3 protein-coding genes are annotated in these 14,230 nt (G+C 53.0%); 1 reads left to right on the top strand and 2 read right to left on the bottom strand.

The features are described 5' to 3' along the window. Positions 1–144: 144 nt before the first annotated feature. On the top strand, positions 145–4,374 hold the full coding sequence (locus JUK32_RS23910) for a DEAD/DEAH box helicase (protein ID WP_204141384.1): 4,230 nt from the start codon (positions 145–147) through the stop codon (positions 4,372–4,374). Positions 4,375–5,259: 885 nt separating this feature from the next. On the opposite strand, the gene JUK32_RS23905 is transcribed toward JUK32_RS23910, so the two are convergent. After that, complete coding sequence (locus JUK32_RS23905; RefSeq protein WP_204141383.1) at positions 5,260–12,594, bottom strand: calcium-binding protein; 7,335 nt, start codon at positions 12,592–12,594, stop codon at positions 5,260–5,262. 62 nt (positions 12,595–12,656) lie between these two features. Next, a complete protein-coding gene (locus tag JUK32_RS23900) occupies positions 12,657–13,859 on the bottom strand; it encodes a glycosyltransferase family 4 protein (protein ID WP_204141382.1) in 1,203 nt (400 codons plus the stop codon). Between the last annotated feature and the right edge of the window lie 371 nt (positions 13,860–14,230).

Here is a 14,230-nt window from a genome sequence, read left to right as displayed (position 1 = left end):
GTCGTTAGGTTCGCGCCCCTTAAAATGCCAAGAGCCTTGTTCTCAAAGGGGCTCACTTGTAAATTTTGAACTTTGCCCTTTGAATTTTGCCACATCGAATCAATGACATTGACTGCCCCTAAACCCTCGACCTGATTTTCAGTGATGGCTACTAAACCGCCTGCCCAAACCCATCAAACCTTTGAAAAAGCGTATCGACGACTGACTGAAGTGCAGCGGACGATCGCCCAGGTGTTTGCCATCTTTTATGAGCCGGTCAGCCGCGCGAATGCGGGCAAAGTTTGGAACATTGTGATGCCCAATTGGGCGGAAAATCATCGCCTCAAGCCGCTCAATCCGCCCCAATTCAGTGCGCAAGTCACCAAAGTGATTCAAGCTGGCGTGTTGGAGCAAGAACGGGGCATGGGGCCGTGCTGTCCAGAGATGCTCGTGGATATTGTGGTGCGCGACGCGATCGCCCTGGGCACCTTTGAGCGCATTGTGGCGGGCATTCACGCAGCCTTTCCCCTCAAGCGCCGATACAACAGCCACGGCCCCCGCACCTTCGTGAATGAAGACGCCTGGCTGCGGGAACTCCGGATTGCCATTTATCGCCAAGACCCGACTGAAATTGATGAACTGTTGGCGGATGCGGATCAAGCCTATTGGCAACGAACGCGATCGTTTCCCGACATCCTGCAACACATCATCAACAACCCCTTTGATGCCGACTGGTTTGACTCCTTATCGCTGGAGTTTCGGCAATATGGCTTGCGGCTGACCCTGGCCGCGAGCGCTCGGGCCGCGACGCCAGCGGATGAGTCATTTGAGATCATCGAAGCGCTGTATCGGGACGACCAACTCGATGCCGAAACGCGCCTGACCTATATCGAGCAGCTCTGGTTGCGGGGCCATTTGCGGGAAGCCAGCGGCGTGCTGTCGGAGACTGCCCCTGAGGAAAATTCCGGCAAGTATCTGGCCTTGCAGGGGGCGATCGCCTTTCTAACGGGCGATGCGGCAGAAGCGATCGCCTATTTCAACCACAGTTTGAAACAAGTCGGGAAGTCAAAAGGGGCGCAAGCGGCCTGGTTTGACTCCCCCGCAACCGCCATGTTCTTGCTCGCGTTGCTCCAACGCGGTCAACCCGAAGATTACCAACAAGCCTACGCTTATTGTCAGCTGTTGCAGCAATACAAGGGCCATTGGCTCCACGACAGCATGTCCCTGCTGGAAAAGGTCATCCAGATTCAAGGGGGCATGATCAGCCACGTGCCTGATCGGCTACGGCGCAACGAAGATTACTTTCTTGACATCCCCGGCATCCCGGCACTGCTCGAAACCCACTGTATTTACTGGTTACATACGGGCAACTTTCGGGCGTGGCTGCCCCCCTCTCTAGAGCGGCTATATCATGACGCCTCACGGGCCGACTACGGCTGGTTTGCGATGGAATTTGCAGCGCTGCTGGCTCGACTGGGGGCCGGCGTGGAGCAGTCCGACATCTATGGCGAGTTGGCCGAAGCTCTGCGGGAAGAGTGCGGCAGTCAACCGCTGATCGATATCGTCAAAATTCAAGAACCCTGGGAGTTATCGCTGAAGGCGCTAAGTCAACTCACCCAGACCAATACCCCAGACAGTCCCACAGCGAAGCCCGTCTTTCGCCTCGCTTGGCGGCTCCAGTTCACCGGCATGAACTTTTGGAATCTGATTCCCGTGGAGCAAAAGCTGAGTGTCAAAGGCAACTGGACTAAGGGCAAGCAAATCTCCCTCAAGCGGTTTACGTCGCCCCGCGACATGCCTGATTACCTGACCGACCACGATCGCCAGATCGCCGCCAATTTAGAGGTCGAGCATTCCCAGTATTACTACTACGGGTCGCCGACCTACAGCTTTAGTGAGGGGGCATTGCGGGCCTTGGTGGGGCATCCCCTCGTGTTTTGGGCCGATCTGCCCGACATTCGCATCGATGTGGTGAAAGGGGAGCCCGAACTGCTGGTGAAACAGCTGAGCGGCGATCGCCTGCGAATTTCCCTCATGCCCCAAATCAACTCCTATGATGCGGTACTGGCCTTCAAGGAAACCCCAACTCGGCTGAAGGTGCTGGACATCAATCCCGACCATCGTCGCATTGCTCAATTACTCGCCCCCAACAATTGCCTGGAGGTGCCCGCCCACGCCCAAGACCAAGTGCTCAAGACCATTACGGGTATGTCAACGCTGATTACCATTCAATCCGATATTGGCGGTGGCATGGCGGCGGATTCAGTGCCCGCCGATTCCACTCCCCGCGTCCACCTATTGCCCGCTGGGGACGGCCTGAAAGTGTCGCTCCTGACCCATCCGTTTCCCGAAGGGGGCTCCTACTATCGGCCTGGTGAAGGTGGCAAAACCGTGATTGCAGAAGTGGACGGCCAGCGACTGCAAACCGAGCGGGATCTCAAAGCCGAAAAGCAGCGGGCAAAGGCAGTCAAAACCACCTGTCCGGTCTTGCAAACCTATAAACCCAGCAAGGGCGAATGGGTGATTGAGGAACCCGAGGACTGCCTGAATCTGCTGGTGCAGTTGCAGGAGATGGGCGATCGCGTCCGCATTGAATGGCCCGAGGGCGAAAAATTCCGCGTCTCGCCGCAGTTGGGGCTGTCAAACTTCAAGTTCAACATTCGGCAAAAACAGGACTGGTTTGCCGCCAGCGGCGAAATTCAGATCAGCGACACCCAGGTGATGGATCTGCAACAGCTCATGGCCCTGATGGCGCAGTCCTCGGGCAACTTTATTGAACTGTCGGACGGGCAATTTCTATCGCTGACGGCAGAATTTCGGAAGCGACTGAACACCTTACAGCGACTCTCGGACGGCAAAGGCAAAGACCTGCGCATTCACGGACTGGCGGCCCTGGCCCTGGATGACATGGTGGAAGATGTCGCCCAGCTGAAGGTGGATAAAGCGTGGCAGCAACATCTGAAGCGCATCAAAACGGCTCAGTCCATTGAGCCCCAGGTGCCCAACACCCTGCAAGCCACCCTGCGAGATTATCAGCATGAAGGGTTTACCTGGCTGTCGCGGTTGGCCCACTGGGGCGTCGGGGCTTGTCTGGCGGATGATATGGGCTTGGGCAAGACTTTGCAGGCGATCGCCCTCATCCTCACCCGCTGCGACACCGGGCCGACCCTGGTCATCGCCCCGACTTCCGTGTGTATGAACTGGGTCAGCGAGGCGGAACGGTTTGCCCCCAGCCTGACGGTGAAACAGTTTGGCCCCGGCGATCGCCAGCAAATGCTCGACACCCTCCAGCCCGGCGACCTGATGGTGTGCAGTTACGGTCTGCTGCAACAGGACAATGAGGCCGCCATGCTCGCGAAAGTGCAGTGGCAAAATATTGTGCTGGACGAAGCCCAGGCGATCAAAAATCAGGACACGAAGCGATCGCAGGCGGCGATGGCCCTGCAAGGCGATTTCAAAATCCTCACCACCGGCACCCCAATTGAAAACCATCTGGGGGAACTGTGGAACCTGTTTCGGTTCATCAATCCCGGACTGTTGGGCTCCCTGGACAGCTTTAACCAGCGGTTTGCCAACCCGATTGAGCGCGATCGCGACGAATCCGCCCAAGAAGCCCTGCGGCGACTGATTCAGCCCTTCATCCTGCGGCGCACCAAAGATCAGGTGCTCAAAGAGTTGCCCTCCCGCACCGAAGTCACCTTGCAAGTGGAACTCAGTGAGCCCGAACTCGCCTTTTACGAAGCCCTGCGCCGAGAAGCGGTAGAAAAACTCGCCGACAGCGACGCCAATGCGGGTCAGAAGCACCTGCAAGTCCTCGCGGAAATCATGCGCCTGCGCCGCGCCTGCTGCAATCCGCAACTGGTGCGCCCCGAATTGGGTCTGCCCAGTGCCAAGCTCGATCAGTTCGGCGAAGTGCTGACGGAAATTTTGGACAACGACCATAAGGCCCTGGTGTTCAGCCAGTTTGTCGATCATCTGAGTATCCTGCGGGAGTATTTGGAGCGGCAACAGATTGCCTATCAATACCTCGACGGCAGCACTCCAGCCAAACAACGCAAAAAGCGGGTCGATGCTTTTCAAAATGGCGAGGGCGATGTCTTTCTCATCAGCCTCAAAGCGGGCGGCACCGGGCTGAACCTGACCGCTGCCGACTTCGTCATCCACATGGATCCCTGGTGGAACCCGGCGGTGGAAGACCAGGCCAGCGATCGCGCCCACCGCATCGGCCAACAGCGCCCCGTCACCATTTACCGCCTCGTCGCCCAGGGCACCATCGAAGACAAAATCGTCGCCCTCCACAAAACCAAACGCGACCTCGCCGACAGCCTACTCTCCGGCACCGATGTCAGCAGCAAGGTTTCCACCAACGAACTACTCGCCCTGATTCAGGGCTGATGTGGATGGGTGGGGGCGACTCGCTTCTCACAAGAACCTGGGTGCCTTTCCCTTCAAAGGAAACTTTAGTCACGAGGTTATGCGTCACTGAATCGGCAGACCGATGGCGCAACGCCAGCGATCGCTCCAGCCAGGGCATGTCCAGCACCCCTTCAACCGTGTCATAGTACGAATTATTTTGAATGCCAGGAGGCGGGCTTGAACCGCCGACACGAGGATTTTCAGTCCGCGGGTCACATCTCAGAAATTCTTTGAGAGCAGCAGTTTCGGAGGTATGCAAATTAGTCGTTACTAAAGTCTTACTAAAAACAACCTATTTTTGGGGTGGTTCGCTGACGACTATCAGGAGGTGAGTTGTGGATGAGTATGGGTAATGGCCTAAACCTGAATCATAAATTTGGTCAGCTAGGGTGACTTACCCATCGGCCGATACAAGACAGACTCCGAGCAAAGCCAGCCTACCTTAATCTATTATCCTTATTTTTTGAGAACAAGGGAACTGAGGAAAGGTAATAGGTTGTTGCCCTTGACCTTACTGATTTCTAGTTGTTCCCCGTGCAGAGAACAAGCCGACAACAGACCGAACAAACGAGCCTACTGGCTGCTGTCGAGACTGCTGGCGGCCTTAGACGTGTGTGTATTCTGAAATTACAGGTATGAAGGTCGTGGCAGGGGCCGATCGCAAAAACTTCGAGTGGTTGTCGAGTACTTGAAATCATGGCCTTTCAGTAGGAGCAACTGGTAAAGACAACTACTTCTCTTGCCATGATGTATTTATTGGGTGCCTGGTAAAGCTGGATGCGGAGCTGATGGCTAAGAAATCTATGTGTGCAGTCGAGTGACGGCAGAAACGGTTCCGCGAGCCAGCTCGACTGCACGATGTCGCTAGACGCTGTAGAAGATGTCGCTTGTTAGGACATCGGTTTGGACATTCACCAACGAGGCAAGGACTTCGCCTGTCGGCTGGAATTGAACGAGGGCATTATTCATAGCATCTCCAATGCCTTGGCTGAAGAACAGCTGAGCAAAGTCGATTCCAGCTAAGCCAAAGCGATCTTCGCGGAAGTTGAAGTCTTGGATAATATCTGCACCTTGGTTGACCGACAAGACAAAGGTATCTCGACCAGTACCACCAGCAAGGAGGTCTCGCCCAGATCCTCCGTCGAGCAAGTCATCACCATGACCGCCATGCAAGGTATCGTCACCGCGATCGCCTAAGAGAACGTCAGCATGGTCGCCGCCAAACAGTTCATCATTGCCGCTACCGCCACTGAGCGTATCGCGATCGCGGCCACCATGAAGCACATCATCGCCGGTGCCACCCTGTAAGTCGTCGTCGCCATCGTCCCCGTGGAGCACGTCGCGCCCGGAACCACCTGACAAGACATCGTCATTCAGCCCGCCGAACAGAGTGTCGTCACCGGAACTGCCGTCGAGGAGGTCGTTACCGCGATCGCCCTTGAGGATATCATCGCCCGCCTCACCGTAGAGGCTGTCGTTGCCGGTGCCACCATTCAGGCTATCGTCGCCCATGCCGCCTTCCAGCCAGTCATAGCCATCCTCACCGTAGAGGCTGTCGTGGCCCATGCCGCCGATGAGCGTATCCTCTTCGGTACCGCCCGTTAGGCGATCGTTACCCGAACCGCCCTCTAGGTAATCGGCTTCTGAGCCCCCTTCGAGTACATCATCGCCGGAGCCACCCAACAAGATATCGCTACCGGAGCCAGCTTTTAGCACGTCATCCCCCGAGCCACCGTCTAACTCGTCGCTGCCGCTGCCGCCTCGCAAAGAGTCATCACCGGCACCGCCGTCAAGGATGTCGTTGCTAGTACCGCCATCCAGCGTATCGTCTCCAGCGCCGCCTAACAGGGTATCTTGGCCGCTATCTCCTTCTATGGAATCGTTACCCGCCCCGCCGTCAAGGTAGTCGTAGCCATAACTGCCGCTGAGAAAGTCGTTGCCCGATTGGCCGTAGAGGCGATCGTCGCCATCTTCACCCCGCAGGGAGTCATCATGGCGGCCGCCATCGAGCCAGTCGTCGCCAGTGCCACCATAGAGCGAGTCATTCCCCGCATCGCCATAGAGGAAGTCTTCATCGGCTTCCCCTCGGAGAGAATCATGGCCGTAACCGCCCTGGAGGGTATCGCTGCCATAGCCACCATAGAGGCTGTCGTCGCCGAGGCCGCCGTCAGCAAGATCGTCGCCATCGTCACCCCATAGCGAGTCCTCGCCATCGTCGCCCTGCAACGTATCGTCATCGTTGCCCCCGTAGAGCCGGTCATTGTCGTCACCGCCACAGAGGGTATCGGCCCCCTCGCCGCCGTTGACGATATCGTGCCCCTCGCCCCCCGAGAGCTGGTCGTTATCGCGACCTCCGTCGAGGGTGTCGTTGCCCGCACCGCCCGAGATTTGGTCGTCACCGTCGCGACCTTCGAGGTAGTCGTTACCACCATTGCCGATCAAGATGTTGGCAATAGCGCTCCCTTGCAGCACATCGTTATACTCCGACCCGATCGCATTTTCGATGCTAACCAGCAGGTCATAGTCGTGGTATCCGCCAGAGGCTTTCCCCCGTTCGAGATCGGCCCAAACCTTACCCGGATCCCACCCGTAGCTCACAGTATCGTTACCGTCACCCCCGTCTAGCGTGTCGTTCCCGTCATGTCCGGCAATTACATCATCGCCGCCCAGGGTGCGAATCCAGTTGTCCGCGTGGCTACCCATGATAACGTCGTCATGATTGGAGCCGATGAGGTGCTCAATGTTAAGCAGGATGTCGCTGTTGCCTAACTCGTCGTAGACTTCTCCCGGAGCCAGGGAGAACAGGGGGACGGGATCGGCGATCGCGGCCTCGCAATCATCACACTCAGCGTCGGGCTCATGCTCAAACGAGCGATGATTGTCTAGGTTGATCCGCACACCGACCGATGACGCTTCAAAGCTCACTTCATCAACGCCATCACCCCCGTCAATAATGTCGTGACCATCTCCCCCATCGAGGAAGTCATCCCCATCACCGCCGAACAGCTCATCATCCCCCGTGCCACCGAGGACAATATCCTCACCGTCGCCTGCATCGAGGACATCGTCGCCCGCGCCGCCATCCAGCACGTCATCCCCCGCCTCGCCAGTGATCACATCATCACCATCATTGCCGTTGAGGATATCGTTGCCGCTGCCCCCTGAGACCACATCATCTCCGGTGCCTGCATTAATCAGGTCTTGACCCGCACCCCCCGCGAGCACATCATCGCCATCGCCCCCGTCGATCTGGTCATTGCCACTGCCGCCACTGGCTTCATCGTCGCCGGTGCCAGCGTCGAGGACATCATCCCCCGCGCCGCCTTCGAGGTAGTCATCCCCCGCTGCTGCGTTGAGGATGTCGTCGCCGTCCCCACCATCGAGATAGTCATTACCGATGCCACTGTTCAGGACATCATTCCCGGCCTGACCATAGAGTTCGTCATCGCCCTCAGCCGCCTCAAGCTGGTCATCGCCCTGGCCACCGAGTAGGGTATCGTCGCCCGTGCGGCCAAACAGTTGGTCATTGTCATCGCCACCATCAAGATAGTCACTGCCGATATCACCATCCAGGTAATCTTCGTCGGCTGAGCCAAAGAGTGAATCGTCACCGGCTTCACCATAAACCAGGTCATTCCCAGCCCCGCCGTCGAGTGTATCTTCACCATCCCGACCGTAGATTAGGTCAGCATCATCGCCACCATCGGCGAAGTCATTGCCTGCACCTGCGTCAAGATAGTCTTCGCCAGCGGAGCCGAACAGGTTGTCGTGGCCGATTTCGCCGTAGATTTCATCGTTACCAGCACCACCATCGAGAGTGTCATCACCGACTCGACCGTAGATGAGATCAGCATCGTCACCCCCATCTGCTATGTCGTTACCAATGCCTCCATCAATGAAATCTTCGCCACCAGAACCGAACAGACTGTCGTCGTCCGCTTCACCGTAAATGAAATCATTGCCCGCACCCCCGTCGAGGGTATCGTCACCTTCGCGACCGTAGATGAGGTCAGCATCGTCGCCCCCGTCGGCAAAGTCGTTACCGATGCCTGCGTCAATGAAGTCTTCACCAGTGGCTCCCAGGATGACATCATCGTCTTCTTCACCATAGATAAAGTCACCCTCTGAGCCACCATCTAGCGTGTCATTACCAGTGCGGCCATATAGGTAGTCGATACCTTCATTACCGTAGAGTTGATCGTTTTCGGTGCCGCCATCTAATGTGTCTTGCCCTAGGCCACCATGTAGTTTATCGTCGCCTTCCTGGCCGAAAAGCTGATCGCTATCGGCTCCGCCGTCGATAAAGTCGTCGCCGATGTTGCCTTCGATGAAATCTTCACCGGCCTCGCCATAGAGGGCATCGTTTTCACCCTGGCCATAGATTTCGTCGTTGCCATTACCACCCCAAATGCTGTCCTCACCGGCTCCGCCTTCGAGCAGATCGTTGCCATCGTCGCCCCAAATCTGGTCATTGCCGTAGCCGCTGTCACCTTGGACCCAGTCGTCGCCGCCACCCGCGTGGATTTCATCATCGCCATCGCCACCACGGATGATGTCGCCATCGCCAACATCGGCAATGCCCACGAGGTCGCCCCAGATGACATCTTCACCCTGGTTACCAAACAGCCTGTCAAGGCCATAGCCACCGATGATGGTGTCATCACCAAGTTCGCCATAGAGGTGGTCATCCTGTTCACGTCCATCAATGACATCTGCTCCACTGCCACCCGTTATGATGTTGGCTTGGTCATTACCAATCAGGACATCTTGGCTAGCAGAACCAACGACATGCTGGAAGTCAAAGACTTGATCCACAAATCCCCAACCATCACGCGCCCAGTTTTGCGATAGATCAACTTCAATACCGTCAATCGGGCGATCAAAGTTAGGAATGCCAAGCTGATCTTCATTGGGGTCACGTCGGAAGCTCAGCGTATTGATGCCTAGTCCACCATAGAAATGGTCAGCACCAGCAGTGTTGATCACTAAGTCGTTGCCTGCTTCTGCCCAGATGAAGTTGACTTTGGCATTGCCAATTAGGATGTCATCAAAGTTAGAGCCTTTGATATTTTCTAGATTGACCAGCGTATCGAAGGTGCCAAAGCCATCCGCAGCGGTGCCCGACGTTATGCCAAAGTCTGGCTCCAGGTCGGCGTAATATTCCGATGGGTTGATATCGCTCACCGAGGCGTCGTAGCGGGTTTGGCGATCGTGGCCATAGTTCTGGGTCTCATCAATGTTGACGATGACTGCGCCTGGAGAATAGCTGTAATCAACCGTATCAGCGTCACTGCCACCATCAATGAAGTCATTTCCAGACCAACCTTCAAACCAGTCGAAACCGCTGTTGCCATAAAGGGTATCGTTGCCAATGCCTCCACCAAAGGTGTCGTTATCGGCCCCGCCACTCATCCAGTCGTTGCCAATGCCACCGTAGAGGTAGTCGTTGCCGCCATCACCCCAAAGCTCATCATTACCTTGCTGCCCGTAGAGATAATCTGTGTTATCACCACCGTGCAGAGTGTCTTGATTAATTCCACCTTCTAACGTATCGACACCCGCATCGCCCCAGAGCTCGTCATTGCCATCATCGCCATAGAGCAGATCGTTGTCTGAACCGCCGTGGAGTTCGTCATTGTCTGAACCACCATGAAGGGTGTCATTTCCCTCGTCACCCCAGAGAGTGTCTTGATTTTCATCACCCCAGATTTGGTCGTTGTCTAAACCACCGTGGAGTTCGTCGTTGCCAGTACCACCATGAAGTTCGTCAGTTCCTTCGTCACCCCACAAGATGTCGTTATCAGCATCACCAAAGAGATAATCTTGACCGTCACCACCATGCAGCGTATCTTCGCCAGTACCCCCGTGTAGTTTATCGGTACCATCGTCGCCCCAGAGTTCGTCATTGTCGGCATCGCCGTAGAGGGTATCGTCGTTGTTCCCCCCAGAGAGCAGATCATCCCCACCGCCACCGTGTAAGGTATCGTTGCCATCTTCACCCATGAAATTGTCTGCACCATCTCCGCCATACATCTGGTCTGCGCCAGGTGAACCAAAGATGGTTTCTACATTCATGACGGTATCAACGTGACCATAACCATCTTGAATTTTGTAGACATCAACACCGGCATAGTTGACAGCATCGACTCTAATCGCAGCCTTACTAGAGGAATAATCCGCTATGTCGTCATCTGGTCCACCATCGAGAAGGTCATATCCCGACTCACCATACAAATGGTCATCACCGTCTCCACCCTGAATAACATCATTCCTCTTGCCGCCATAAAGTCTATCCTCTTCACCAGTTCCAAGGATCCAGTCATCATCATCGTCACCGACAAACAAATTGAATTGACCGAGCAAAGAAGGATCTGCTGGAGAAGCATTGGGGCTATCGAGTGGAGAGTCAGGAAAATAAAATCCACGAGGATGTAGATCATAAAAAGTTGTTTTCAAAAATGATTTGACTTCTGGTGTCTCAAAATAGTTCTCAATAGAATGGTCTCCAATACTAGGGATATTGGCCACTAATTGAAAAATGTTATAGACTTTGTCCCAAACATTAGGTGCCGCTCCAAACTGAAGCTTAGTGACTGGGTCGTTCCCGAAAATAATGCTGTTGTCAACAGTATTTTTGGTTTTATATGAATCAATTCCTCCAGCAAACAAATAGCTTGTTGGAGATGCTAAAGACAATACACCTACAGAAGATGGATCTTGCTCCATTTCAATCAATCCGTCTTCAAGAAAGAAGTTCCCCTGTGAGTGTCCCAAAAGAATCACGGAGTTAGCGTCGTTTTCAGCAAGCCATTTCTCTGCTGGTTGAACCCAACTATTGATTTCTGAAAACTTAGGATCTTGGTACCAGTATTGTTCGAGTGCTTCTTTTAAGTCATCGGGTGCAGCTTCAATAGCTGCATCAATAATGGATGATATTTCACCAAAACCTGGGATAAAACTAGAAACTTCCTTTAAAAAGAAAAAAGCTTTAGCTGTAAAATCGTCATCTGTGGCCCATTCATCAGGTGGTGTTTGAACAAGACTTGAAACAAACTCCCAGCTCACTTGCACAGTTTCAAAGAAATCAGCCAAATCCTTGATAGAATCTAATACCCCAACAGTCGAACTGATCTGATCTTGTATTTTCTTGATATCTCCTGGATCTGCATTATCATTAATTAGTTTGTTGAGCTTTTCTGTAAGATCATTGATTTTATTCTTCAGTATTTTACTTTTATTGGCTGCGTTTAAAATTCCAGCAAATGAGAATTTATCAAGTGCGTAGTTAAACAGGGATTTAAGAGCAAAAACACCCAAGTCTTTAAAGCCATTCCCTGTACTATCTGTTGTATTTCGATACTCTATATCTAAGTTTATCGAGCCATAAGATACAGGCTTTTCATCTTCTGATATGCCCAGGAAGCTAAAAACAGATGAATCTGCTTGATTTAGATTTCCACGAAAGTTATAAATTTCATCGAATCCGATCATGTTGTCTCTGTATTGAGACTCAACTGTGCGAATACCATTCATATATACAATGAAACTTTTACCCGCATCTTCGATAAGTTCATCGAACACTACTTGATAGTCAGGATTGTCCTCTTCTGATTGTTCTATCTCAACATAGGAGCCATTAATTGGCAGTAAAATAGAATCATTCTCGCCTTTTATTGATTGAAAATCTTGATCACCCAATTCAATTTTATTGACTAGATGGGCAAAAAGACGTCCTTCATCTCCTAAACTGTCAACATCATTGATTCGAGCATCTATAAAATGTCCAAGTTCCTCCAGAAATATAGAAGTGCTCTCTTCCAAGGATTTACTATGGGCTTGTAAAAACTGAATCGAAAAATAGATTGTGTTGGTTTCTGCAGCATAGGCCCCATTAGCTCCCTGTAAAGTTTCCCCATCTAAAATCTCAACTTTTGGAAAGTCTACAAAATTTCCTGTTGCAAAAGCTGTTTGCCATTTGCTGTAGTCATTCCCCTCTCCAAATACAGACGCCATCTTGCTGCCAAACTCTGGATCAGCCGCAAAACCCTGCAAACTACTTGCAGCATCTGCCAAGATGGCCTCAGCAATCCCCACATCGCCAAAAAAGCTCCTGAAAGCCTCTAACAAATCATGAAAAGATTCGTTATTTAGAAGTTCGTCGAAAACAGGATTTTGAGCTTGGTTGTTGAGTACAGACATGGTAAATCTCCCTAATTGAAATTAGAAAATGGAAAAAAGAAGCAAAATTGTCGAACTAATCGTTAAGCGCTGAGGTGCGCAAGTTGCGCAGTTAGGCATTGAGCCAAATCAAATCGGGCCAGAACGGTTTCTCTGGCTTGAGCGCGCATGGATGCTGCCTGGTCAGGACAATCCAAAATCGTCTCGACCTGGGCAGCGATGTCTTCCGGGGAAAAGAAATCTGCGAGTAACCCGTGAGTGCCATCGGTGATGACCTCCTCAACAGGGGCGGTGCTAGAGGCCACAACCGCACACCCCGTTGCCATTGCCTCTAGCAGCGACCAAGACAATACAAACGGACGGGTGAGATAAACATGCACCGACGATGCCTGCAATACCTGGCGGTATTGGGCATAGGGCAGCAGCCCAGTGAAATGGATGCGGGAAAGGTCTAAATCCAGTTCCTCCAGGGCTTTTTGTTTATAAGTGCGGCCATTGGGCAGTGACTTGCCGTAAGCCACTCGGTCTTCCCCAACGATGACGACATGGCAATTTGGCCGCCGCTGCTGCAACTGCATCACCGTTTCCATAAACTGCGGAAACCCGCGATAGGGTTCCATGCCCCTTGCCACATAAGTGATTACCTCATCAACATGGGACAGATCCAATCCCAGGGTGGGCAGCACCAGTTTGGCTCCCGGTTGGGGCTGAAAGTATTCCGTATCAACGCCGTCATGAATCACCGTCAGCTTTGACTGCAACTCTGGCGGAAACTGTTGATGCTGCCAGTGCGTCGGCGTAATGCCCGCATCACAAGCAGCCAGGTCTAACAAAATGGGGGCATTCTTCACCCGAATTCGCGCCTCGTCATCCGCCGCCAACGGATCAGCCGGGTCAAAATCGGCATCACTGCCGTGGGCGTGATAAAACCACTCGAAGTAACCGACATACCTAGCTTTAGGAAAAATATCTTTGACGAACAACCCCGGTCCCCAGCCCGAATGGGCATACACCACATGGGGATAAAATCCATCGGCTTTGAGCTCTTGAGCCATGCGGTAAACTGCTTGACCCTGCAAAATGGCATTTTCCAGAGGGCGCACGTAGCGGTGAGTGTCTGTCCCAGCTTGGCGAGTGGGCTGGTAATAAGCCTTTTTGACCCCAGGCAGTGCCCCTTCTGGGCGCATCGTGCCAAATACCACCTCATGGCTGGGGTTTTTCGCCAGTACCGTTGCCAAGTGGCGAAACTGGGCGGGAAAATTAGGATGCAGAAACAGAATCTTCATAGCGTTGAAGACCAAACTCAATATTTTTGAAATGCGGTAAAAAAGGTTCGGTATTTTTGAGGCTCAAAGCTCTGTTTTGCTAGTGAGCATCAGCCTCTTGGGAATGGCAACAGAAAAAATAGCTGGTCGGGATAAAGAGCTAACCAAAGCTGATTGCATTACGTTACGGCGGTGACATGATGATGAATCGGGATTTATCCTGACTCTGCACTCACCGCCCGAAGTAACGTACGAAATAACACTAGCACCGTCTTCATCGAATACTTATAATTTTCGTCAGCAAAAAAGTCAGCAAAAAAGTCAGACAGACTCTAGCTCAATATACACAGTAGTTTCAGGTGAATCGTACTTCTTTGCTGTCTGTTAAGTTG

This window comes from Halomicronema sp. CCY15110 (assembly GCF_016888165.1).
Classification (GTDB): domain Bacteria; phylum Cyanobacteriota; class Cyanobacteriia; order Phormidesmidales; family Phormidesmidaceae; genus Halomicronema.
Note: the sequence above shows the minus strand (reverse complement) of the source record. Positions and strands in the feature narration are given on the sequence as shown.

Excerpts from the sequence above, each read along its gene's own strand:
- JUK32_RS23910 (WP_204141384.1), top strand. The coding sequence starts at position 145 with ATGGCTACTAAACCGCCTGCCCAAACCCATCAAACCTTTGAAAAAGCG.
- JUK32_RS23905 (WP_204141383.1), bottom strand. The coding sequence starts at position 12,594 with ATGTCTGTACTCAACAACCAAGCTCAAAATCCTGTTTTCGACGAACTT.
- JUK32_RS23900 (WP_204141382.1), bottom strand. The coding sequence starts at position 13,859 with ATGAAGATTCTGTTTCTGCATCCTAATTTTCCCGCCCAGTTTCGCCAC.